Origin of the sequence: Enterococcus sp. AZ101, assembly GCF_050499005.1 — a bacterium.
GTDB lineage: Bacteria > Bacillota > Bacilli > Lactobacillales > Enterococcaceae > Enterococcus_L > Enterococcus_L ureilyticus.
Window position 1 is genome coordinate 439770 of sequence record NZ_JBMHEZ010000002.1, and the last position, 24230, is coordinate 463999.

Here is a 24230-nt window from a genome sequence, read left to right on the forward strand (position 1 = left end):
TATTACATCGTGCAGGGAAAGTCAGATTTAGACTTCTCTGTACTTTTTTATTTTATAAAAATACTTGAATTAAAATATAGAAAAGCTATACTAGAAAAATAACTTAAAAAAGAGAAAGAGGTTGAGCATGGGGGAGAACAGATTAAAACGGGAGATTTCTCTATTTGGTGCCTTTTCAACAGTTATGGGGACTGTTATTGGGGCGGGTGTATTTTTTAAAACAGCAAGTGTAGTTAGTTTTGCAAAATCGCCCAGTCTAACGGTTTTTGCTTGGGTACTAGGAGGGCTATTGACTTTATGTGCTGGATTGACTAGCGCTGAGTTAGCAACAGCGATTCCAAAAACTGGTGGGGCTGTAAAATATATAGAGTACACTTATGGAAAGCTTCCAGGTTTTTTATTAGGGTGGGCACAAAGTGTTATTTATTTTCCTGCAAATATTGCGGCATTATCTATAATTTTTGGGACACAATTTATTCACTTATTTCATTTATCTACTAATTTGTTATTACCGATAGCTATCGGTACTGGCTTAAGTGTGACACTAGTCAACTTGTTAGGGACTAGAATGGCTGCGAATTTACAATCGTTTACTTTGGTGATTAAAATGATCCCAATTGCTTTGATTGTGTTGGTGGGACTTTTTATGCCAGCTAATGTAGAAGTTTCATTATTTCCTGTAAGAACTGGAGGAGACGTTGGTTTTATTCATGCACTTAGCGGAGCTTTATTGGCGACTATGTTTGCATATGATGGATGGTTGGGTGTTGGAGCAGTAGCGGGGGAAATGAAGCAGCCAGAAAAGGATTTGCCTAAAGCAATTTTTTTAGGCTTGACGTTCATTACGATCGTCTATGTTTTAATTAATTTTGTTTTTCTTAAAACGTTATCGATCGACCAACTTTCTGGTAATCTGAATGCAGCATCAGAAGCATCTAATCAAATTTTTGGATCGATGGGTGGTAAGTTAGTAACGATTGGTATTTTGATTTCTGTTTATGGAGCATTAAATGGTTATACTATGACAGGTATTCGCGTTCCCTATGCATTGGCATTAGAGGAAATGATTCCATTCAGTCAACAATTTCAAAAATTATCGAAACGCTTTGTTGTTCCTTATATTGCTGGGATTTTTCAATTTTTAATTGCGGCTGTCATGATGTTTTTAGGTAGTTTTGATTTGTTAACAGATATGTTAGTTTTTGTGATGTGGTTGTTTAGCCTATTGATTTTTTCGGCAGTATTTATTTTAAGAAAAAAAGAACCCGAGCTTAAACGTCCATATAAGGTACCGTTTTATCCTGTAATTCCTGCAGTAGCTATTTTAGGTGGATTATTCATTTTGATTACTACGTTATTTACACAAACAGTTTTAGCAAGCATCGGTATAGGAATCACTTTGTTAGGAATTCCAGTGTATCTGCTAAATCAAAAAATAAAAGGATTAAAGAAAAAATAATTTTGCTTTATTATTTGAAAATACTTACTTTATATTAAGAGCTTAGTAAAAATATTAAGCAATTATTAGCGTAATTGGTTTTAACTAGATCTTCGTCATTAGATTTAAACGATACTATTTTCTAAGCTTTTGATTAAGAGTGGCTTTTTCTCAAAAATTTTAATAAAATTAACAATTTCTGAAAGTTATTCTGGTCAGTTCTTTAGTATAATGAATATATCAAAACGATAAACTATTTTGGGGAAGATAGTGCATCAGAACTCTTAATAAAGCTGTAAGTGTTGTTCTTTCAACATTTACGGCTTTATTTTTTGTTTTTAAGGCTAAGAATAAATGACAATCAGAAGCAGAACGGTTTTTTTATGAACATAACTAGTGTTAGATAAAGGATCTAACAACAATTAATTAAGTTCAGAAAGTCGGAATATAAGTAAGATATATTTTGATTAAACAAATGAACTCTAAATGATCTATATTTAAATCGGTTTAGTTCAATTTTTCTGAGGTGAAACCTAAAACAAAACAAAGATGTTTTGTTTTAGGTTTTTTTACATTGTTTTCTTATTTAATTGCGTATATTACTTTAAGGGGGGAAGAGGATGGATATTAAAGAACTTTCTTTGAAATTGATTGAGTGGGGGGTGGCAGAATATCTTCAAGACATCTATATTTTACCGATTGAAGATAAAGTCCGAATATTCACAAGAAAAGGCAGTCGCCAAGTTATTTTTAAAGAGTTAGATACATGTGAAGGAGAAAAGTTGATTTTTCATTTCAAATTTATTGGTAGTATGGACGTTGGTGAGAAAAGAAAAGCGCAAGTTGGTGCTGTAACTTATAAAATTAATCAAGAGGAAATCCGGTTACGCTTATCAACAGTAGGAGATTTTAGGCAAAGAGAAAGTTTAGTGATCCGCTTTTTACATGTTTTTGGAAACAGTCGCGAAAATTATTTTTTGCCGAAACAACTAACAATTATCCGAAGTCAAGTTAAACGTCGGGGGCTTCATTTATTTTGTGGACCGGTTGGATCTGGAAAAACGACCTTAATGTACAAGCTAGCAAAAGAAACAGATCAATTTCAGCAAGTGATCACGATAGAAGACCCAGTAGAAATTGAAGAAGAGGCATTCTTACAATTACAGACCAATACTAAAATTGATTTGACCTATGATGTACTGATCAAAGCTTGCTTACGTCACCGACCAGATATTTTGATCATCGGGGAAATTAGGGATGGACTTACTGCACAAGCTGCAATCAGAGCTGCACTTACAGGTCATACTGTGTTTGCAACGATTCATGCAAGGAGTATTAGTGGTGTATATGAACGCTTGGCTGAACTAGGGATTCAGTTAAGCGAGATTACTGAATGTGTAGCCAGCATTATTTATCAAAGGTTGTTGCCTTTTAGAACGAATACTAATGAAGAAATCAGCGGCTTACTTATTGACTATAGCTTCTCTAGAGAGACAACTTCAAAATGGTCGAAAGAATTAAGAAAGGTTTGGGCATATGGATTTATTGATAATCAAACATTTTATGCAGAAAAAGAAGAATAAATTATCCAATCAGCAACAGCAGTTGTTTATTCAATTACTTGCAGACTTGTTAGGTAATGGATTTACGATTCAAGAAAGTTTATTGTTTATGAAAAAATCTGGTTCAGTTTCTGGATTAATCATTGATGACTTGCTCGAGGGTATGCATCAAGGCGATTCTCTACAAAGTGGGTTAGTACAATTAGGATTTCAGTTGACGGTTATTACTCAGATTGAATTTGCTCAAACCCATGGAGATTTAACAGGAACATTATGCAAAATCAAAGAACACATGATAATTGTTGCTAAACAGCGACAAAATTTTTATAAAGTAATTAGCTATCCTGTGCTGTTGCTCTTATTTTTAATGGTTGTTTTGACAAGCATTCGTCAAATTTTGTTACCACAATTGATGGCAAATGGAACAATCAGAGCAGATAATATAGGAATTCTATTTATCCAACAAAGTCCTTATTATTTACTAACAGTGATACTTATCATACTAACACTAGTTGTACTGATCCGTTGTTATTTGAAGAAGAGGACATTTTTACAAAGAGCTATATTTATTTCAAAACTACCACTTTTAGGAAATTTCTATAAAGAATATAATTCCGCTTTTTTTGCGCTAGAGTGGGGAAAGCTATTTTCTCAAGGTTTGGAAATCAAAACAGTTATCTATTTAATGAAAACGATTAATCAAAGGTCCTTAATGAGTGAACTTGCTGAACGGATCGAAGAACAATCGATTCTAGGAACCACGTTTTATGATCAATTGCCCAAATTTCCTTTCTTCTCTCCAGAACTATCTTTGATTATTCAACAAGGGCAGATCAAAGGTAATCTTGGAAAAGAATTGATTTTGTATAGCCAACTTTGTTGGCTACGTTTTTTTAAGCGTATGGAAAAAATGATTCAATGGATTCAACCGATTATTTTTTTAGTTGTTGCGTTGCTAGTCGTTAGTATTTATGCCGCAATGTTGTTGCCGATTTATGGTGGAATGGAGGACTTTTTATGAATAGTAAAAAGAAAAAAGAACGAATAAATTATGCTGGTTTTACTCTTTTAGAAATGTTAGTTGTGTTGTTAATAATTTCGGTTTTGATTTTGTTGTTTGTTCCTAATCTATCTAAACACAAAGAGGGCGTAGATAAAAAAGGGAATGAAGCAATTGTAAAAATAGTGGAGACACAAATCGATCTTTATACTATGGAGAAAAATCAAATCCCAACCGTAGAGCAGCTAGTAAAAGAACAGTACATTACGCAAGATCAATATGATAAGTACCAAGCAAGTAAGAAGTAACCATGAAGAATATGAAAGGTTTTACGCTGATAGAATCTTTGCTGGTACTATCTATCTGTATAACATTTATATTACTACCAACACTCGCCATAAAAAAATGGAAGCAGGTATTGTCAGCTGAACAATTTTTGTCATCTTTTGAGAAGAGACTATTGTTTACACAACAAATGGCGATTGTAAATAGGCTTGATACTCAGATCATATTTTATGAACAAAACCAGTCTTTTAATTTTCTGATTCCTAGAGATGGACGAAAAGCAGAGAAAACAGTATTAGAGATTCCAACGGTTTTAAGGGCTACGGGACCCCCAAAAATCATTTTCAAAAAAGGCTCAGGTAACAATGGGAACTTATCAAAATTTTCTTTTTCATGGTCCGAAAAAGAGCAATTGATTGAATTTCAATTTCAATTGGGGAGTGGGCGCTATGTTAAGAAAATTAAATAATTATAAGGCCTATATCTTATTTGAAAGTTTGATTGCACTGAGCTTATTGTGCATGATTGTTGGGAGCTATCTTTCATTGAATACATTTTTATTTAAAAAAAACAAACAAGCCATAGACAGGTTGCAACTTCATAGAGTTTTATATGAAGAAGTAAATCATTACGAAAATTATAAAGTACGCTCAGAAAATGATAACTATCAGGTACATTTTTACGAAATAAATAATCAGTTGAATGAAGTGGTGATTACAGATGGAAAAGAGACAGTTAGCCTTAAAAAGGAGTAGTTCCTATGATAAGTATTTAGGTTTCACGCTGATAGAGTGTTTACTTGCACTGCTGATCCTCTCTAGTATTTGTCTGCTCTTTTCAGCATGCATTAAGAATGTAGCGGTAGTTACGAAACAATTGAAAAGTGAGCGCGAAAAAGAGTGGCATATATTCTTGATTCAGTTGGAAAATGAATTAGTAAATTGTTATTATGAAAAAACGCAAACGAACAAAATTGTTCTTAAAAATAAAAAAAATGGAAATGTTGTTTGGATTGAATATAAGCTAGGAAAGATTGTAAAAGTGGAAAATGGTGGATATCAGCCGCTTTTAACAGAAGTCAAAACGGCAACCTTTATTGAGGAGGGGAAAACGATAGTGATAAAAGTAAGTTTTGAAAATAATTTAAATCAAACGGCAAAATGGATCATAACTCAGGAACATAAGCATGAGTAACAGATATAAAGGAGGTATTTTGCTTACAACGTTATTACTTGTCTTTTTATTCAGTTTCATTTTCATCTTGGTGCTGGAAGACTTTCAACTGACGCAACGATTTACACAAGAAACCAAAGATTATTACATCGCTAAAACAATGGTCAGCATGTTTCTCACTGATATTAGACAAGAGACACAACCACTGGGAAAAAGAGGTCAACAACATTTTTCATCAGGAACATTACAATACGAATATGATCAAAAAACAATTAACTTTGTTATTCAATTAAATCAAACTAGATATAGATTCCAAATGAACTATCAAGCAGTTGAAAAAGCCCAAATCAAAAAATAACAGATCAAGTACTACAAATAACACGAATAAATTATTTGTGAAACGTGTATCAAACTAACATAGAAAAAAACTGATACAGAGATTCATTTTAAAAAGAAAATACGTTAGAATGAGTTAATAAATTTTATGAAAATGAGAATAGTTCAGGGATTTACAAATAATATTAGGAAATTGATTGATTATTGTTAGGTTTTTCGTTAAAATAGAACAGGTATGAAAATTGTTATATTTTAGATGGAAATTGAGGTGTTTCTTTTGTTCCCAGAGAAAATAGAAAAGGCTTTCGGGTTAATGGAACAAGCCATCGGATTGCTAAAACGTTCTTTAGATACTTCTTTTTTGGATGCATATACTGAAAATGGTGAAAATATCATTGATAATTTTCAAGTACGTGTCTTAGATGGAGTACCAGATGAGCAAACCGTTCAAAGGTTAAAAACCATTTATCAACAACTACAAGCAATAGAATTGGAACCAGAAGAAATTAGGCGTTTATCTCAGTTGATTTTACTTAAAGGGAATAAAGTAGAATCCTTACAGGCAAATCATCAATTAACACCAGACAGTATCGGTTTTTTGTTTGTTTATTTGATCGAACAGTTATATAGTCCAGAGAAACCGCTAAAAATATTAGACATAGCATCAGGTATGGGAAATCTTCTTTTAACGGTAATCCTTAACTTGAATATAGCGAAGTATACTGTTCAAGGTTTTGGTGTGGATATTGATGATACGCTGCTTTCAGTATCAGCTACTAACAACGAATGGACAAAAGCCGCAATACAGCTATTCCATCAAGATGGGTTACAAGATCTACTTGTTGATCCTGTTGATGTAGCTATTAGTGATTTACCGATCGGCTATTATCCAAACGATGAAAAAGCCAAAGAATTTGCTTCAGCAGCAGATGAAGGCCATACTTACGCACATCATTTATTGCTGGAACAAGCGATGAAATTTGTTAAACCTGATGGATATGGATTGTTCTTGATTCCAACTGATATTCTAGAAACAGAGCAAAGTTCTTTTTTCAAAAATTGGCTGCAAAAAAATGTTTATCTACAAGGAATGATTCAATTGCCAGATGAGTTGTTCAAGTCAGTGCAATCAAGGAAAAGTATTTTGTTTGTCCAAAATAAAGGTGAACATAGTGCGCAAGTAAAAGAAGTTTTAGTTGCAAAATTAGGTTCCTTAAAAGATCCTGCAAAAGTGACACAATTTTTTCAACAATTTGAGGCTTGGAAGTCTTCAAATTTAAAATAAAAACAACTGATTAAAGAGGAGAGTATTATGTCTAAAACAATTGCAATCAATGCTGGAAGTTCAAGTTTAAAATGGCAACTATATCAAATGCCGAATGAAGAAGTAATCGCTAAAGGAATCGTTGAACGAATCGGTTTAAATGATTCTATCTTTACAATTAAATATGGCAACGATGAAAAATATGAAGAAATCGTTGACATCAATGATCATGATGTTGCTGTAAAAATGTTATTAGATAAATTAACTGAGTTGAAGATTCTAGCTTCTTATAACGAAATTACGGGTGTTGGACACCGTGTAGTTGCCGGTGGGGAAGACTTCAAAGATTCAGTTGTTATTGATGCCGAAGTTTTAGCAAAAATCGAAAAATTAGCAGATCTTGCACCATTACACAATCCAGCAAATGCAATGGGAATCAAAGCATTCAAAAAAATCTTACCAGAAATTATCAGCGTTGCTGTTTTTGATACAGCTTTCCATACGACAATGCCGAAACATAACTTTTTATATAGTATTCCAACTGAATACTATGACAAATATGCCGCTCGTAAATATGGTGCACATGGAACAAGCCACAAATATGTAGCTGATCGTGCAGCTGAAATGCTAGGTCGTCCGATTGAAGAATTGAAAATCATTACTTGTCACTTAGGTAATGGAGCCTCAATCACTGCTGTCGATGGTGGTAAATCGGTTGATACATCAATGGGCTTCACACCACTTGCAGGTGTAACGATGGGAACTCGCTCTGGTGATATCGATCCTTCATTGTTAGCTTACTTGATGGAAAAACTTGAACTAACAGATATCAAAGACATGATCAATATTCTAAATAAACAATCAGGTTTACTTGGTTTGACGGGTATCTCTAGTGATATGCGTGACTTAGAAGCAAACATGGACAAAGAAGCAGTTCAAGTCGCTTACGATATCTTTACAGATCGTATCCGTAAATACATTGGTAGTTATGTAACTGTTTTGAACGGTGTAGATGCGATTGTCTTCACTGCTGGAATCGGTGAAAATGACGCTCATGTTCGTAGTGAAGTAATCAAAGGTATGACGTGGTTTGGTTGTGAACTAGATGATGAGAAAAACAATGTTCGTGGCAAAGAATCAGTAATCTCTACAGAGGATTCTAAAGTTAAAGTATTATTGATTCCAACAGATGAAGAGTTAATGATTGCTCGTGATGTTGAACGTTTGAGAAAATAATTATAAATAAAAGCAACCTGAGAAAATCAGGTTGCTTTTTTATGTTCAAAATTAGTTGTCCTCATCTTGTTGAATAGGGATTTTGTTAGCTAAATCAGTTCTTACCACTAATACATCACAAGTTGCATTTCGGATAACGTATTCAGAAACAGAACCAATGAATAACCGCTCCACAGCGTTCAGACCAGTTGCACCTAACATGATCAAATCCACTTCATGATCTTGAGGTAATTGTTTTGCAATCAAAGGTTTTGGAGAACCATATTCAATGAGGCTAGTTACTTTTTCACAACCATGTTCTTTTGCTTGCTTTTTGTAACCTTCAAGTGTCTGTTTTGCCATCTCTGTTGCTTGCTCGGCTAAGACTCCATCAAAAGATGAAACAGATTGGAATGCTCGTGTATCAATGACGTGTGCTAAAAGCAACTCTGCATCATTTCTCATTGCAACATTCATTGCTTTTTGAAAAGCTAACTCAGCTTCGGATGATCCATCAACAGCCACCATGATTTTACGATAATTTTGTAACATTATGCTCACTCCTTTTCAAACAATTAGAAATATATTGTTCTTGATACCTTAATTGTAGAACAAAAGTTTAAAAAAAGGAAATAAAAAAAGAAGATACGTTTATAGAATCTTCTTGGCGAACATCACAGTGAATACAGCTGAAATTACAAGCAAGCTAAAAATATAGAATAACGAAAAAAATGTTAAGTTAAAGATGCCAACTAAAACACCAATGGCAGCTAAAATCAGATAAAAAACACCAAACTGATGTAAAAACTGTTTATTTTCGTCAGGCTCACCATTATGCATCAATGGTAAAAAGACAGTCGCTTTTTTTAATAAATAAATTCCGATAATAACTAACGATGCCACAGATACAAAAATAAGTACTTGAATCATGAATTGAACCTCCATCAAATAAAAAACAATTTGCACTACGCAAATTGTTTGGTAATCAAATAAAAATGGTAAAATCCGTTGATGCCGTTATTCGTCCTATAGTATTGAACCCGCAAACAAAGCAGGTGGGTTCCACGACTGACAGCTTCGAACTACCAAATGAAAAGGCATGTTACCAGCTTAGGTACCAGAAGGATCCCTAGATATCAATAAAATGTTCGGTCAACACACAAAAAAGACAACGCGTACATCACAGATTTACCATCTTTATAATAGCACATTCTCATGCAAACAGCAACGAGGGTGCTTAAATTTGAAAGCGGATTACTCTGTTGTTTTCTTATTTTTTTTCCACTCTTGTATCCGTTGATGCTGCTGATGCAATGCTTGTTCATATTTCCCCGTATCAATGGGCTCATAATAATGAGCATTTTTTATTTTATCGGGAAGATATTGCTGATCGACCCAAGCGTTTTCAAAATTATGAGGGTATTTATAGCCAATGCCTCGGTTTAACTCCTTGGCACCAGAGTAATGGCTATCACGCAAGTGGTCAGGAACATCACCTGCTTTTCCTTCACGAATATCGGCTAAGGCGGCATCGATTGCACTAATAGCAGAATTTGATTTTGGAGATAGACACAAATCAATCACCACACTGGCAAGGGGGATGCGCGCTTCAGGAAAACCTAATTTTTCGGCGGCTTGAACTGCTGTGATCGTGCGAGCTGCAGCCGGTGGGTTGCCTAATCCAATATCCTCATAAGCAATTACCATTAAACGACGACAAATAATTGGTAAATCGCCAGCTTCAACCAGTCTAGCTAAATAATGTAACGCAGCGTCTACATCACTACCGCGAATCGATTTTTGAAAAGCCGAAATCACATCATAATGAGCATCACCGTTTTTATCATGAGTCAAGGCTTTACGCTGAACGCATTCTTCAATAATCGAAAGAGTGATTTCAATTTTTTTATCTTGATTTTCTGGAGTGGATTTGACTGCTAGCTCTAATCCATTTAAGGCACTACGTAAATCACCATTAGTTGCACGGGATAAGTGCTGCAGAGCTTTTTCTTCCAAGACAACTGGAAATTCTCCTAACCCACGCTCGTTGTCAGTTAAAGCTTCTTTGATCGCTTTTTGAATATCCGTTTCCGTTAATGGTTTGACTTCAAAAATTTGAGATCGGCTTCGAATAGCTGGATTGATCGTAATGTAAGGATTTTCAGTTGTTGCCCCGATCATAATGATTCGACCACTTTCAAGATGAGGTAGTAGAAAATCCTGTTTTGTCTTATCCAAGCGATGAACTTCATCTAGGAGTAAGATTACAGTTCCACTCATTTTTGCTTCTTCTGCAACAATCTGCAAATCTTTTTTCGTATCAGTTGCTGCATTTAACAATCGAAAAGCGTAATTTGTAGAACCCGCAATGGCACTAGCAATACTCGTTTTACCAGTTCCTGGCGGACCATATAAAATCATGGATGAAAGCATACGAGCTTCGACCATTCGACGGATAATTTTTCCTGGTCCTACTAGATGTTGTTGTCCAACGACTTCATCTAAATTACGTGGCCGCATACGATAAGCTAATGGTTTTTGCATCGTTGGCCCTCCTTTTTTCTTTATCTTATCTATTATACCATAAAGAACGTATGTTTGTATCTCGCTGAGTTTGATAGGGAAATTCATTGATTAAACGGCTGTTTTTTGTACGGTTCATTTGTTATTTCAATGGATAATAGGCTTTGATTCGTGTATTATAGAAAGTGGTGAAAAATAATGAATGAGACAATAAATTTTTTTAAGACAAAAACAACTGAAGAAATTGCTCAGTTTTTGTTAGGTATGTATTTAGAACACGAAACAGAATCGGGGATACTTGCAGGCTATATCGTTGATACCGAAGCTTATTTAGGACCAGAAGATGAGGCTGCTCATAGTTTTGGCTTGCGCAATACACCACGTCTAAAAGCGATGTACGATAAACCCGGAACGATTTATTTATATACGATGCACACACATTTGATTTTAAATATGGTGACTCAAGAAAAAGGCACACCCCAAGGAGTTATGATTCGTGCAATTGAACCCATTGAGGGAATCGAAAAAATGGTAGAAAACCGCAATGGTCGTCAAGGCATCGAATTATCTAACGGGCCAGGTAAGCTGGTATCAGCTTTAGGAATTAATCAAGCGTTATATGGACAATCAATTTTTGATAGTCCATTACGATTAGTACCAGAAAAAAGAAAAACACCAAAAAAAATCATCCCACTTCCTCGAATCGGTATTCCCAATAAAGGTATTTGGACAGAATTACCATTAAGGTATATTGTTTCAGGAAATCCTTATATATCCAAACAAAAAAGAAGTGATATTGATCAAAAGGCCTTTGGCTGGAAGGAAGAAAATAAATGAAAAAAGCAACAATGTTAACTTATTTAGACCAACAAATAACCAGAAAAATCATGGAATATGATGTAGCTCTTGATTGGAACGCTAAAAACCATACAATTGAAGTTGTTTTTCGATTATTTGCCGAAAATACAGCACATGAACAGATCGATGATGCACAAGGAACGGTTTCAGAAGAAGAAATCATTGAATTTGAAGATGGGATCTTGTTTTATAATCCTGAAAAGTCTTCTGTAGATAAGGCAGATTTTCTAGCGACTATTTCTTATGAGGGCAAAAAGGGAATCAAACAGTCTGTGTTAGATGGTTTCATTGATTACTTAAATGATGTTTTAACTGAAGGACAAAGTGATTTATTAGACTTTTTAACGGATGAGGGGCAAGCCGTATTTGAGCTGAAATGGTCACAAGAATTATTTGAAGAAGCTGTTAAAAAGTATCAAAAAGTAGAGAGCGATACCTATATTGCGTACCCAAGCTATTAAAAAGAGTAAAGAGGTGATCATATGAAATGGACAGAAGTAAAAGTTGAAACAGCTAGTGAAGCAATTGAAGCAATCTCAAATATCATGATGGAAGCTGGAGCGAGTGGTGTTGCGATAGAAGATGCTTTAGATGTAGAAAATTTTCAAAGTGATTTATATGGTGAATTACTAGACAAAGAACAATTTACGCACATTAAAGAAGGTGCATTGGTTATAGCCTATTTTCCCGAAACGACCTTTTTGCCGGAAATCTTACCTTTTATCAAAGAGAGCATTACCCGCTTACCAGAGTTTGGTCTTGCTATTGGGAAAAATGAAGTGAGTGTTAGTGAAGTAGCTGAAAGCGATTGGGCAACTGCTTGGAAAAAATATTATCATCCAGTTCGTGTGACACGGTTTCTAACAATCGTTCCAAGCTGGGAGAAATATGAAGCGCAAGATGCGCTTGAAAAAATCATTACCTTAGATCCAGGTATGGCTTTTGGAACTGGAACCCATCCAACAACCCGTTTGACTTTACAAGCCCTAGAAACTGTTTTACGTGGTGGTGAAACACTGCTTGATGTTGGCACAGGTTCTGGTGTGTTAAGTATTGCGAGTAAATATCTAGGTGCTAAAGAAATCTATGCCTATGATTTAGATGAAGTTGCAGTGACGGCTGCTAAAGAAAATATGAATATGAATCCAATTGCTAGTGATGTTCAAGTCTCGGCAAACGACTTGCTGAAAGGGATAACGGTCGAAGCAGACGTGATCGTGGCAAATATTTTAGCTGATATTATTACGTTGATGATCGAGGATGCTTGGCGTTTATTGAAAAATGATGGTACTTTGATCGTTTCAGGAATCATTCAGGAGAAAAAAGCAATGGTTATAGAAAAAATGACTAGCGTAGGTTTCCTTGTAGATCAAATTTTCCAACAAGGGGATTGGTATGCAATGATATTAAAGAAAACAGAGGAAGAGTAAGATGCAGCGTTACTTTTTAACGGAGCCTTATGCAGCGCAGGATCATTATCAGATCAGTGGAGAAAACTACCATCATATCGTACGAGTGATGCGTATGACACCTGAAGAACAAGTTTTCTTAGTGTTTAATGATCATACTGCGATCATTGCAGAAATCACGGAAATCACAGAAACATCTGTTTATTTGAAAGAGCTTAGTAAAGAGACTGCTGAAAAAGAGTTGCCAATCGATGTTACGATTGCCTGTGGCTATCCTAAAGGTGATAAGTTGGAATGGGTCGTTCAAAAAGGGACAGAACTTGGCAGTCACAAGTTTATTGGTTTTCCTGCTAAGACATCGGTTGTAAAATGGGATCAAAAAAAGCGAGTTAAAAAAACTGAGCGCTTGAAGAAGATTGCCACAGAGGCTGCTGAGCAATCTCATCGCCAGTTTGCACCGGATATCGTATTATTAGAAAGAGAACAAGCGTTGATCGATGTTTTTTCTCGTTATGATAAAGTGTTGATTGCGTATGAGGAATCTGCAAAGATCGGTGAACGTAGCAGCTTTGCAACAGTACTTTCTGGACTAGAAACTGGGCAATCGCTTTTGTTTATTTTTGGTCCAGAAGGTGGGTTTTCATCTGCCGAAGTCAGTTTATTTCAAGAAAATGGCGGGATTCTTTGCGGTTTGGGGCCACGAATTTTACGTGCGGAGACAGCGCCATTATATGCCTTAGGTGCAATTAGTTACCATTTTGAATTAATGTAAATTATAGGGGGTTGTTTATGGAATTAGAGTTACAAAGACTTTCAATTATGTTAATGGATCCATCGTTTACAGACCGACAATTCACAGATGAGCTTCTGTTTTTAAAAGAATTTCCTGTTCGATCTATTTTTGTGTTACCTTATAATGTTGCAAGAGCCAAACAATTATTGACAGGAACCAAGATTCAAATCGGTAGTCTGGTTGATTTTCCCTTAGGCGGTGGAACATTGGCAAAAAAAGCTTTTGAAACAGGACAATTATATAGAGAAGGTGCTTCAGATGTTTTTGTGACGATGGCACCTGAACAGCTAGAAAGATATGGGAATGAAAGTTATCAAGCATTAGAACAATTGTCTTTTGGACGAAATGCTCTAGGTTTCTTTTTAGATAGTCGGCAATTAACAGATGGTCAAAAGCAAGTATTGGCGATGGATATCGCAGAGTTAAATGTCAGTGCTATTTCTTTAGGCTTGAATTTGACGATGGAACAAGCGATCTATGATATGAGTATTTTTAGAACAGGTCGTAAAAAGCAGATGACGTTTCAAGTAAATGTCAAAGCACCAACGTTGCTTGAAATTGAGTTACTTTTTCAAGCTGGAGCTTCATATATCGGTATTAGTAATGGCCGTGAGATATTGCCATTGATTTCTAAATTGAATTAAAACGCGAGGAATTGAAAATATAGAAAAATGTTAGTATAATAAAAGTTGTTGGAAGTGCTACTGTTTCAAGTGGTGCTTTTCTTTTTTTGAACGATCGATCATATACATATATAGAGGGATGTTGGTACATAAGTAAAAGGAGTACCACTATTCTAGGAAGCGAAGCTGACATAGAGATAGCGGATAACGGACCAAAAAGTAAAAGGAGTACCACTATTCTAGGAAGCGAAGCTGACGTAGAGATAGCGGATAACGGACCAAAAAGTAAAAGGAGTACCACTATTCTAGGAAGCGAAGCTGACGTAGAGATAGCGGATAACGGACCAAAAAGTAAAAGGAGTACCACTATTCTAGGAAGCGAAGCTGACGTAGAGATAGCGGATAACGGACCAAAAAGTAAAAGGAGTGAGAAACATGCCAAAAGAGGAAATTATGACGGGCCCTGGAGTTATGAAGCTCGTGTCAAAATACATGGCGCCCCAGCATGTTGCTTTTGTTCAAAAAGCCTGTGATTATGCTGAGAAAGCACATGATGGTCAAGTTAGACAGTCAGGTGAGCCTTATTTTATCCACCCAATCCAAGTTGCTGGAATTTTAGCAGAACTACGGATGGACCCACATACAGTTGCCACAGGATTTTTACACGATGTGGTAGAAGATACAGACGTCACGCTTGAGGATTTAGCAACTGAATTTGGTGCTGATGTTGCGATGTTAGTGGATGGTGTGACCAAACTTGGAAAAATAAAATATAAATCTCATGAAGAACAACTGGCTGAAAATCACCGAAAAATGTTATTAGCAATGGCTCAAGATTTACGCGTGATTATGGTCAAATTAGCCGATCGTCTGCATAACATGCGGACATTAAAGCATTTACGAGAAGATAAGCAACGCAGAATTGCTCAAGAAACAATTGAAATCTATGCTCCGCTCGCACATCGTTTAGGGATTAGCCGTATCAAATGGGAATTAGAAGATACAGCCTTGCGCTATATCAACCCAAATCAATATTACCGTATCGTTAATTTAATGCAAAGTAAACGAGATGAACGTGAAGCGTATGTGGAAGAAGCTGTTGAAGATATCCGCCTAGCAACGGAAGATTTAGATATATACGCTGAAATCTACGGTCGTCCCAAACATATTTATTCCATTTACCGCAAAATGAAAGATCAAAAAAAGCAATTCAATGAAATTTATGATTTGTTGGCGATTCGTGTAATCGTTGATTCAATCAAAGATTGTTATGCTGTTTTAGGTGCGATTCATACAAAATGGACACCGATGCCAGGACGTTTTAAGGATTATATTGCAATGCCCAAGGCAAACATGTATCAATCCATTCATACAACCGTTATCGGACCCAAAGGTAATCCTGTAGAAGTTCAAATCAGAACTCATGAAATGCATCAAATTGCAGAATTTGGGGTTGCTGCTCATTGGGCTTATAAAGAAGGGAAAACTGAAAAAGTCGATGAAGACACGGATAATAAGCAATTAAGTTGGTTCCGTGAAATTCTTGAATTACAAGATGAAAGCTATGATGCTTCTGAATTTATGGAAAGTGTCAAAGGGGATATTTTTAGCGATAAAGTGTATGTATTTACGCCAACTGGCGAAGTAACGGAATTGCCTAAAGGCTCTGGACCACTTGATTTTGCGTACAGTGTGCATACTGAAATTGGCAATAAAACAACAGGTGCCAAGGTCAATGGGAAAATGGTTCAGTTGGATTATACACTAAAAAATGGCGATATCATTGAAGTTTTGACCTCACCAAACTCCTTTGGACCAAGTCGTGACTGGTTGAAAATGGTAGCGACAAGTAAAGCGCGTAATAAAATCAAACGATTTTTCAAGGTCCAAGATCGCGAAGTTAATATCATCAAAGGACATGATGCAATCAGTAAATACCTGATCGAACATGGATTTACACCAAAAGAATTTTTAAGTAAAGCAAAAATGGCAGAAGCGCTGGAGCGTTTTAATTTTCAAACAGAAGACGATCTATATGCGGCTGTTGGTTATGGTGAAATCAGCGCTCAAGTGGTCTTTAATCGCTTAACTGAAAAAGAGCGTAAAGAACAAGAAATTGAACGCCAAAAACAAGAAGCTGAAGAATTGATGACGCAACCAGTCAAAAAAGAATCAGATAAAATGAAAGTTCGCCATGAAGGCGGGATTGTGATTCAAGGCGTTGAAAACTTGCTTATTCGCATCAGCCGTTGCTGTAATCCTGTACCTGGAGATGAAATTGTTGGATACATTACGAAAGGACGCGGTGTGTCCATTCATAGAGCAGATTGTCCAAATGTGCAGCATCAAGAAGAACTTGCCCAACGATTGATTGAAGTCGAATGGGAAGATACGGATAACACGAATAAAGAATACGATGCTGATTTAGAAATTTATGGCTATAATCGTAGTGGTTTATTGAATGATGTCCTACAAGTCATTAGTTCAATGACTAAAAATTTAGTCAGCGTGGAAGCGAAGCCGACGAAAAATAAAATGGCCATGATCCATGTAACAGTAAAAATCCAAAATCTAGCCCATTTAAAAACAATCGTAGATAAAATAAAGAATATACCGGATGTTTATAATGTTCGTCGAACCAATGGCTAGGAGGTAGCAAGTATGAGAGCAGTTATCCAGCGAGTGACTCAAGCAGAAGTTACAATCGATCAAAAAAGTGTTGGGAAAATCAATCAAGGGTTTATGATTTTACTCGGCATCCATGAATCAGATAGCGCAGAAGATGTAGCTTATTTAGTCCGTAAAATCAGTAAGCTTCGCGTCTTTGAAGATGAAGCGGACAAAATGAATTTAAGTATTCAAGAAGTTCAAGGGAGTATTTTGAGTGTTTCTCAATTTACATTATATGCAGATACCAAAAAAGGGAACCGACCTAGTTTTATAGAAGCTGCTCGACCTGAGAGGGCGATTCCTTTGTATGAGCTTTTCAACAAGCAGCTTAAAGAGCTAGATATTCCCATTGAAACTGGAGAATTCGGTGCTGATATGGCCGTGTCATTGACTAATGATGGACCAGTAACTATTATGATTGATACCAAAGATAAATAAACAAAAAAATGACTGAGATGAAGCTCTTTGCGCTTTATTTATGTCACTGTGAATTCAAGAAAATGGTGTGAAAAAGTCAGGCTCTTCGGCAATATCCTAAAAACCGTACAATGCGCTTTATGCATTGTGCGGTTTTTAGTCCAATCGCTCGAGCCTAAACGACTTTTAATCACAACCTCTTTTTTTAATAAGTTCTTCAAAAAAGGTATATTCGTAGTAAATGCTTGGTATAATGAACTATAAAGTGAACGTTGAGGTGTAAGATGAAAAAATATCAAGAAGAATTATTACCAAAATTGAAAAAGTTACCTGTGCCGGCATTACGTGAAACGATAGCTCGTTTAAGTGACTGGGTGAGTCCGTTACTGACGACAGAAGTATTACATGATTTTCAGGAAAAAGCTTCAACATTTAGTACTTCTGAGGGGCTAGTATTGCAAAAGAAATTAGTTGATCATGCGAACAAAGGAGCGGGAAGTTGGTTGGCACCTGCTTGGGAAAAAAGCTATTTAAAAAGCCGTGGCTATTTACAAAGTGAATCAAATTTTGCATTGATTATAGCAGAGCGCTACTATGAACACATTAACTCTAAAGAAGCCCGAGCCGCTCAGCTTATATATCAAATGAGTACCATTTATCTTAATTTAGCTGAAGGAACCTATCCAATCGAATATACAAACAAGCAGCAAAATGTCGACATGTCTTTTTATTCGAATTTTTTCAAAAGCTGCAGAATACCTGGAAAAAATCAAGATTCCTTTCATAAAAAAGAAACACAGACACCAGAAAATTATATTGTGATTTTTGTAAACGATCTCTATTTCCGTTTAGATGTTACAAATTCACTAGGTGAACGGTATTCTTTAAAACAATTGCAAGAAAATTTGACGTATCTCTTAGCTCTTGAGCAAGACTCTACACATGGAGAGGAACTCATTTCATATCTAACAGGTGTTGAAAGAGCGCGCTCATCATTTATTTATCAACAGTTAATCAAAGAAGAGTCAACTAAACAGAGTCTACAACAAATCGAAGACGCCTTATTTATTTTAAGTTTTTCAAGTGGAAACGATGAAACAACAGAAGATCGAATTGCTGAAGTTTTATTAAATACAAGCCATCAATTTTTATCAAAAACAACACAGGCTGTGATCACAAAAAATGGATATATTGGCTTTAACATGGAGCATACGGCGATCGATGGCGTACCAGCGTTGAATCTATTTACTAAAATTTTTGAATCTTTCAATACTCAGATACAAGAAACAACTGAAAAGAGTTCTTCTGATTTAGTCAAAAAACTGGAATGGACACTGACTGATTCAATGATTGATATTCTGGAAGAAGCAAGAAGCCTAGCAGAAATCGAGAATAACTCGTATACTATCAAACATCAAGTTGTTTCAGCTGTTGGTAAAGAGCGAATGAAAAAAGCGCAAGTAAGTCCAGATGCTTTTTTTCATATCGCGTTAGCACTAGCACAGCAGAATGTTTTTGGACAGTTAAGATCTGTTTATGAACCTGTTGCGATGCGGATGTATTATGAAGGACGAACAGAGTCTGCCCGTTCGATTAGCCAAGAGAAAAAGCAGTTTGTAGAAGCTTTTTCTAATAGAAGTGAGCCAATTTCTAAGGAAGAATCTCTAGCCTTATTCTTAGAAGCTGCTAGTGCTCACTCTGCTCGAATCAGTCAATGTCAAAATGGCCAAGGAGTCGAACGTCATCTATTTGGTCTTCAAAATATGGCGCTTAATGGAGAGGAAGGACCGAATTCCTTTTTAACAGACGCATTGACCATCTTAGGGGATGACTTTATATCAACTACTGGGCTTCCTTATGATATATTAGAGTCCTTTAGCTTTGGACCAGTCAATGAGACTGGGTTTGGTCTTTATTATGGCATCTTAGCGGAGGAAGTAATTTTGACGCTATCGGCTAAGAAAATATATGAAAATGAAGCGATGCAACTGCTTGAAGCAATTTCTGAAGCACTGATAGCACTAACAAATCTTTTAGAAATCTAGTCATAAGATCAATAAAAATACTGAGAATAATGAGCAGACTCTTTCTTGGGTCTTAGCGTTATTTTCAGTATTTTTTGTTTTTGAAAGAGTCTGGGACATGAATCTACGAGTTATCTCTCAGACTCAAGGAATCCGTATAAACGGTGGGAACAGAAGCAATCACTACACTTCGATCACATCAAATTCTAAGTGCTAAAGCACTAAGATTTGAAGGCTTCTTATTTCTTGGGATTAAACACTTCTGCCCCAACCTCTTTACTCATAAGATTTCTTAATGTATCTATTTTAGCAAATGGTGTCTTCAATGAGAAGAAGCTACTTTTTTATCAACTAAACAAGCTATCGATTCGTTGATAATCCTCTGCTGTCAAATGTACAGTCAAAGCTTTTACATTATTCCTTACTTGTTCTGGTTTTTTAGCACCAGGAATCACAACATCCACAAAAGGATTCTTGATGTACCAAGCAACTACAATCGCTGCAACACTGGTGTTATAATCGGCCGCAATCAATTTAAGTTGGCTAACTTTATCGATAATTGTTTTAAAACGTTCCCCTTGAAAGTCTGGTTTTTTACTGCGTAAATCTTCAGGTGGAAAAATTACACCTTGTTCATATTTTCCAGTTAATAAGCCAGAAGCCAACGGAAAATAGGGCACAAAAGAAATCTGATTTTCTTTTAAATAAGGGAATAATTCGATTTCTGCTTCACGATGGATCAAGCTATATTCATCTTCGACAATATCGACATAGCCCTCTTGATTTGCTTCTTTAATTTGTGACAAGCTAAAATTAGAAACGCCAATCGCTTTGATTTTACCAGCTTCCTTTAGCTTTTGCAAAGCAGCCACAGCTTCATTTTTAGGCGTCGTTTCATCTGGAAAATGAATGTAAAAAATATCGATATAGTCTGTTTGCAAACGTCTTAATGCTTCGTCGACAGAGTGTATCAAAAACTCGGGTGTATTATTAAAGGCACCCCCGTTAGCTGGATCATGTGCAGCTTTTGTAGCAATCACTACTTGATCACGGTCAAAATCTTTTAACACCTCACCAATCAACTCTTCTGAACGCCCCATTCCATATGCAAAGGCAGTATCCAATAATGTGATACCGTTTGTTAAAGCAACTCGGACGATTTCTTTTCCAGTATCATCGTTTAAGTTTGGAAACAAATTATGACCGCCGACAGCATTTGTTCCTAAACCAATTGGGGTTGAATAAACTTCCGTTTTACCAATTCGTACGTTTTTTGTCATGATGATTCCTCCTGACTTTCTATAATTAGTGTAGTTCATTAAAACAAAAGAAGAAAGTTATGCCACTTATGGCTAGAATTTTTGTAACAAAATGTCTCAAAAAACAGAAAGCTAAAGATTTCTTGATTTTCTATAGTATAATAGTTGCAACTGAATGTATCAGTGAGTAAATAGTTGAAGGATGGAAGCAAATTGGGAAAAATTAGAATCAATAATATGAAGTTTTACACTAAAAATGGTGTTTTACCAGAAGAACGAATTTTAGGACAACAATTAGAAGTTGATATCGAATTAAGATTGCCGTTAGATCAGGCTGGTAAGACGGATGATGTCAATGACACCGTTAGTTATGCGGAAGTGAATGATCAAATTGCTAAGCGTTTAACCACTCATTCTTACAACTTAATAGAAGCTGTCGCTTCAGCTATCTTGGATGATATTGAAACAGAACATGGCAAAAAGTTAGAAAGTGCTCTTGTTCGTGTCAGAAAATATAGTGTACCGATGCCTGGAGTGTTTGATAATATCGAAATCGAAATGGAAAGAGACTTCGTATGACAATCGGTTATTTAGCATTGGGGAGTAATTTGGGAGATCGTCTTAGGACATTACAAGAAGCAATTGAGTTACTCAATCAAGATGAGGATATTCAAGTTTTGAAAAAATCAAAATTGTATGAAACATTACCATATGGGGATGTTCCGCAAGAAAATTATTATAACGCTGTGATTCAAATCAAGACAACATGTGAACCTCTGCAATTATTAGATAAAACACAAGCGATTGAAAAGAAACTAGGTCGTGAACGATTGATTCATTGGGGCCCAAGAACCTTAGATATTGATATTTTGTTGATGAATGATGAAAAAATAGCAACAGAACGTTTGACGATTCCACATAAAGAAATGCTTAAACGCTCTTTTGTATTGGTCCCATTAAAAGAGGTCTATCCTGAAGCTGCATTTCAAGGGAAATCTTTCGATGCTTGGATCACAAGTACAGGGAATCAAGCCGAAGTTTGGCTTAGTAAAGAAAGTTGGTAGGAAGATGGACGAAAAACAACTAGCGATGATCGAGCAGGCAGTAAAACAAATTCTGCGTGCAATTGGTGAAGACCCAGAACGAGCGGGAGTTAAAGATACACCAACACGGGTAGCTAAGATGTATAACGAAGTATTTTCTTCATTGAGAGCGCCAGAATTTGATGATTATGCACTTTTTGATAGTTTGAATGAAGAGGATATGGTTTTGGTCAAAGATATTCAATTTTATTCTATGTGTGAGCATCACTTATTGCCATTTTATGGAAAAGCCCATGTGGCCTATATTCCTGATGAACGCAAAGTGTTAGGCTTAAGCAAGTTGCCACGTTTAGTAGAGTATTGTGCCAAACGTCCTAGCGTTCAGGAAGATTTAACCATTATGATTGCAAATAAACTGGTTGAACATGTACCGGTTAAAGGTGTAGCCGTGGCAATCGAGGCAGAACATATGTGTATGACGATGCGTGGCGTAAAATCACCAAACAGTTTAACGAGAACATTTCATTATCAAGGGATTTTTAAAACAGATCGGGAATGTAAAGATGATTTTTTGAGAGCAATCGAGCATAAAGGATGACAGAAATGGAGATCATTGTAGGTACGAATAATCAAGGAAAATTACAAGAAATGCAGTCTGCTTATCTCAAGGATCAAATTACATTTGTTCCATATGCCAACGATACAAATAAAGAGTATGAGATAGCCGAAACGGGCAAAACGTATGCTGAAAATGCATTACTCAAGGCTCGATTTTATGCAAAAATTGTTGGGAAACCAGTATTGGCAGACGATGGTGGCTTGGAAATCAAAGCTTTTCCTACTCTGTTAGGCGTTGAGACAGCGCGCTTTTTTGAAACTGGCATGACCGATTCAGAAAAAAATCATCAGCTTTTTGAGCTATTTGAAGGACAACGATCGTTAAATCGAACAATTAGTCTGCATGCCGTATTAGTTTATGCTTGGCCAGATGGAGAGTACCTTATTTCAGGACAAGAGCTGAAAGGTGAACTGACAACAAGAGAAATAGGGAAAATGGGCTATGGTTTTGACAAAATTTTCTATTTACCGAAAAAACATAAAACCCTCGCTCAATTACCAAAAGAAGAACGAAATGATTTCAGTCCAAGAGTGTCGGCATTGAAGCAAATGATCGAACAATTAAAGGAGCAACAAAGATGACGGAAGAGGGATACTTTACTAAAAATGCCACTCAAATCATGGGAATTTTAAATGTGACCCCCGATTCATTTTCAGATGGTGGGCATTTTAATGAGTTAGATAAAGCAATAGCCCATTGCGAAGAGATGCTGGCAGCAAACGTTGACATTATCGATATCGGGGGACAATCTACACGACCAAACTATCAAGAAATTTCAGCTAAAGAAGAAAAAGAAAGAATCTTGCCTATAGTAGAAGCCATCAGAAACAGGACGGATAAACCTATTTCGATCGATACCTATTTTCCAGAAGTTGCAGATGCAGCATTAGCAACAGGTGCCAACATCATCAATGATATCAAAGGTTTGGATACAAATGGAATGATCGAAGTGGCACAAAAGTATCCTGATAGTGGCTTAGTGATCATGCATTCACGTAAAAGACGGACCGAATTATCGGTAGTTGAAGATATCCAACAATTTTGTCAGGAAAAAATAGAACTTTGTCACAAAGCTAGGATTGCTTCAACACGGATTTGTTTTGATCCTGGTATTGGGTTTGGAAAAACACAAGCAGAAAATATAGACATTCTAAAAGATCCTGAAGCTTTTCGTTACAAAGATTATCCTTTACTGTATGGCGTATCAAGAAAAAGAACGATAGCAACTTTGACAAATGAATCTGACCCATTGGCACGTGATTTTGGTTCAATTACAGCTTCATTATTTGCTGCAAATAAAGGTGTGGAAATTGTTCGAGTTCATCAGGTTAAAGGAATGCGGGATGCGTTGAATGTTTGGGAATCATTGAACCATAAGTAATCACAATTGTTAGCTCTTTACGAGAGCTATTGTAAAGCTAATTGAAATTCTACTTGACTTTATTTCCATTCTTTAGTAATTTATAGATACTATAAAAAAATCGATGAAAGAACGAGTAGATTTCAAACTGATCGTAGAAGAGAAAGTTGCCTTGGCTGAAAGCAACTTCGTTAGAGAGATCGAAAGACATTCTGGAGATGAACGGAGGAAAAGCCGTTCCGTTACGAGCGTTAATCGTTAGAGGAAAGAGCAATCTTTCGAACTTAGGTGGTACCGCGTGTGTCTATTCACTCGCCCTTGTATTTATACAAGGGCGATTTTTTGTTGTGAATCACCAC

General features: G+C 36.1%; 26 protein-coding genes, 1 other RNA gene, 1 pseudogene and 1 other annotated feature. Of the genes and pseudogenes, 23 read left to right on the forward strand and 5 right to left on the reverse strand.

What is annotated here, in order from left to right:
- Window positions 1-127 precede the first annotated feature (127 nt).
- The 10 genes from IGJ50_RS11410 (at window position 128) to IGJ50_RS11455 (ending at window position 8294) form a co-directional block, all read left to right on the forward strand.
- Entirely contained in the window at window positions 128-1459 is a 1332-nt protein-coding gene (locus tag IGJ50_RS11410) for an APC family permease (RefSeq protein ID WP_207121120.1), read from the forward strand.
- Window positions 1460-2058: 599 nt separating this feature from the next.
- On the forward strand, window positions 2059-3021 hold the full coding sequence (comGA, locus tag IGJ50_RS11415; protein ID WP_069640598.1) for a competence type IV pilus ATPase ComGA: 963 nt from the start codon (window positions 2059-2061) through the stop codon (window positions 3019-3021).
- Entirely contained in the window at window positions 2975-4021 is a 1047-nt protein-coding gene (gene comGB / locus IGJ50_RS11420) for a competence type IV pilus assembly protein ComGB (RefSeq protein ID WP_429950471.1), read from the forward strand. The genes comGA and comGB overlap by 47 nt, the downstream gene beginning before the upstream one ends.
- Window positions 4018-4308, forward strand: coding sequence for a competence type IV pilus major pilin ComGC (gene comGC, locus IGJ50_RS11425; protein ID WP_207121122.1), 291 nt, complete (start codon window positions 4018-4020; stop codon window positions 4306-4308). Before comGB ends, comGC begins: the two co-directional genes overlap by 4 nt.
- 2 nt (window positions 4309-4310) lie before the next feature.
- The gene (gene comGD / locus IGJ50_RS11430; protein ID WP_429950473.1) at window positions 4311-4754 is read left to right on the forward strand and encodes a competence type IV pilus minor pilin ComGD; all 444 of its coding nucleotides are present in this window, start codon (window positions 4311-4313) and stop codon (window positions 4752-4754) included.
- Complete coding sequence (comGE, locus tag IGJ50_RS11435; protein ID WP_429950475.1) at window positions 4735-5040, forward strand: competence type IV pilus minor pilin ComGE; 306 nt, start codon at window positions 4735-4737, stop codon at window positions 5038-5040. The genes comGD and comGE overlap by 20 nt, the downstream gene beginning before the upstream one ends.
- On the forward strand, window positions 5006-5479 hold the full coding sequence (gene comGF / locus IGJ50_RS11440; protein ID WP_429950477.1) for a competence type IV pilus minor pilin ComGF: 474 nt from the start codon (window positions 5006-5008) through the stop codon (window positions 5477-5479). The genes comGE and comGF overlap by 35 nt, the downstream gene beginning before the upstream one ends.
- Window positions 5472-5816, forward strand: a complete 345-nt coding sequence (gene comGG / locus IGJ50_RS11445) for a competence type IV pilus minor pilin ComGG (RefSeq protein ID WP_069640604.1) — start codon at window positions 5472-5474, stop codon at window positions 5814-5816. The genes comGF and comGG overlap by 8 nt, the downstream gene beginning before the upstream one ends.
- A gap of 255 nt (window positions 5817-6071) precedes the next feature.
- On the forward strand, window positions 6072-7079 hold the full coding sequence (locus IGJ50_RS11450; RefSeq protein WP_069640605.1) for a class I SAM-dependent methyltransferase: 1008 nt from the start codon (window positions 6072-6074) through the stop codon (window positions 7077-7079).
- 27 nt (window positions 7080-7106) lie between these two features.
- Entirely contained in the window at window positions 7107-8294 is a 1188-nt protein-coding gene (locus IGJ50_RS11455; protein ID WP_069640606.1) for an acetate kinase, read from the forward strand.
- Between the two features lie 51 nt (window positions 8295-8345).
- On the opposite strand, the gene IGJ50_RS11460 is transcribed toward IGJ50_RS11455, so the two are convergent.
- The 4 genes from IGJ50_RS11460 to IGJ50_RS11475 all read right to left on the reverse strand — a co-directional run bounded on the left by IGJ50_RS11460 (window position 8346) and on the right by IGJ50_RS11475 (window position 10817).
- Window positions 8346-8825 (reverse strand): universal stress protein, encoded by a 480-nt coding sequence (locus IGJ50_RS11460; protein ID WP_069640607.1) that lies wholly within the window; start codon window positions 8823-8825, stop codon window positions 8346-8348.
- Window positions 8826-8924: 99 nt separating this feature from the next.
- Window positions 8925-9203: a hypothetical protein gene (locus IGJ50_RS11465; RefSeq protein ID WP_429950479.1), complete on the reverse strand. Its 279-nt coding sequence runs from the start codon at window positions 9201-9203 to the stop codon at window positions 8925-8927.
- A 68-nt stretch (window positions 9204-9271) separates the two neighbouring features.
- Window positions 9272-9465, reverse strand: a non-coding RNA gene (gene ssrS, locus IGJ50_RS11470) — 6S RNA.
- 62 nt (window positions 9466-9527) lie between these two features.
- A complete protein-coding gene (locus IGJ50_RS11475; protein WP_429950481.1) occupies window positions 9528-10817 on the reverse strand; it encodes a replication-associated recombination protein A in 1290 nt (429 codons plus the stop codon).
- Between the two features lie 177 nt (window positions 10818-10994).
- On the opposite strand from IGJ50_RS11475, the pseudogene IGJ50_RS11480 reads away from it, so the two are divergent.
- The 8 genes and pseudogenes from IGJ50_RS11480 to IGJ50_RS11515 all read left to right on the forward strand — a co-directional run bounded on the left by IGJ50_RS11480 (window position 10995) and on the right by IGJ50_RS11515 (window position 19611).
- Window positions 10995-11694: pseudogene (locus IGJ50_RS11480) on the forward strand (DNA-3-methyladenine glycosylase).
- Window positions 11630-12115, forward strand: a complete 486-nt coding sequence (locus tag IGJ50_RS11485) for a DUF3013 family protein (protein WP_429950482.1) — start codon at window positions 11630-11632, stop codon at window positions 12113-12115. Before IGJ50_RS11480 ends, IGJ50_RS11485 begins: the two are co-directional and overlap by 65 nt.
- A gap of 21 nt (window positions 12116-12136) precedes the next feature.
- Window positions 12137-13084, forward strand: a complete 948-nt coding sequence (prmA, locus tag IGJ50_RS11490; protein WP_429950483.1) for a 50S ribosomal protein L11 methyltransferase — start codon at window positions 12137-12139, stop codon at window positions 13082-13084.
- Window position 13085: 1 nt separating this feature from the next.
- The gene (locus IGJ50_RS11495) at window positions 13086-13835 is read left to right on the forward strand and encodes a 16S rRNA (uracil(1498)-N(3))-methyltransferase (RefSeq protein ID WP_429950485.1); all 750 of its coding nucleotides are present in this window, start codon (window positions 13086-13088) and stop codon (window positions 13833-13835) included.
- Window positions 13836-13852: 17 nt separating this feature from the next.
- Window positions 13853-14500, forward strand: coding sequence for a deoxyribose-phosphate aldolase (locus IGJ50_RS11500; RefSeq protein ID WP_429950487.1), 648 nt, complete (start codon window positions 13853-13855; stop codon window positions 14498-14500).
- Between the two features lie 414 nt (window positions 14501-14914).
- Entirely contained in the window at window positions 14915-17128 is a 2214-nt protein-coding gene (locus IGJ50_RS11505; RefSeq protein WP_069640614.1) for a RelA/SpoT family protein, read from the forward strand.
- Window positions 17129-17140: 12 nt separating this feature from the next.
- The gene (dtd, locus tag IGJ50_RS11510; RefSeq protein ID WP_429950489.1) at window positions 17141-17587 is read left to right on the forward strand and encodes a D-aminoacyl-tRNA deacylase; all 447 of its coding nucleotides are present in this window, start codon (window positions 17141-17143) and stop codon (window positions 17585-17587) included.
- Between the two features lie 263 nt (window positions 17588-17850).
- The gene (locus IGJ50_RS11515) at window positions 17851-19611 is read left to right on the forward strand and encodes a choline/carnitine O-acyltransferase (RefSeq protein ID WP_429950490.1); all 1761 of its coding nucleotides are present in this window, start codon (window positions 17851-17853) and stop codon (window positions 19609-19611) included.
- Window positions 19612-19937: 326 nt separating this feature from the next.
- Here the strand turns inward: IGJ50_RS11515 and IGJ50_RS11520 are convergent, their stop codons facing one another.
- Window positions 19938-20870 (reverse strand): aldo/keto reductase, encoded by a 933-nt coding sequence (locus IGJ50_RS11520; RefSeq protein WP_429950491.1) that lies wholly within the window; start codon window positions 20868-20870, stop codon window positions 19938-19940.
- Window positions 20871-21062: 192 nt separating this feature from the next.
- On the opposite strand from IGJ50_RS11520, the gene folB reads away from it, so the two are divergent.
- Genes folB through folP form a run of 5 tightly spaced genes read left to right on the forward strand, consistent with a single transcriptional unit; the run spans window position 21063 to window position 23892 of the window.
- A complete protein-coding gene (gene folB, locus IGJ50_RS11525; protein ID WP_069640618.1) occupies window positions 21063-21428 on the forward strand; it encodes a dihydroneopterin aldolase in 366 nt (121 codons plus the stop codon).
- A complete protein-coding gene (gene folK, locus IGJ50_RS11530; protein WP_069640619.1) occupies window positions 21425-21913 on the forward strand; it encodes a 2-amino-4-hydroxy-6-hydroxymethyldihydropteridine diphosphokinase in 489 nt (162 codons plus the stop codon). The genes folB and folK overlap by 4 nt, the downstream gene beginning before the upstream one ends.
- A gap of 4 nt (window positions 21914-21917) precedes the next feature.
- Window positions 21918-22490, forward strand: coding sequence for a GTP cyclohydrolase I FolE (folE, locus tag IGJ50_RS11535; RefSeq protein ID WP_429950975.1), 573 nt, complete (start codon window positions 21918-21920; stop codon window positions 22488-22490).
- A gap of 5 nt (window positions 22491-22495) precedes the next feature.
- Complete coding sequence (locus IGJ50_RS11540) at window positions 22496-23092, forward strand: non-canonical purine NTP pyrophosphatase (RefSeq protein WP_429950493.1); 597 nt, start codon at window positions 22496-22498, stop codon at window positions 23090-23092.
- Complete coding sequence (gene folP / locus IGJ50_RS11545; protein WP_429950495.1) at window positions 23089-23892, forward strand: dihydropteroate synthase; 804 nt, start codon at window positions 23089-23091, stop codon at window positions 23890-23892. Before IGJ50_RS11540 ends, folP begins: the two co-directional genes overlap by 4 nt.
- Before the next feature lie 94 nt (window positions 23893-23986).
- Window positions 23987-24194, forward strand: a binding site (T-box leader).
- Window positions 24195-24230: the final 36 nt, after the last annotated feature.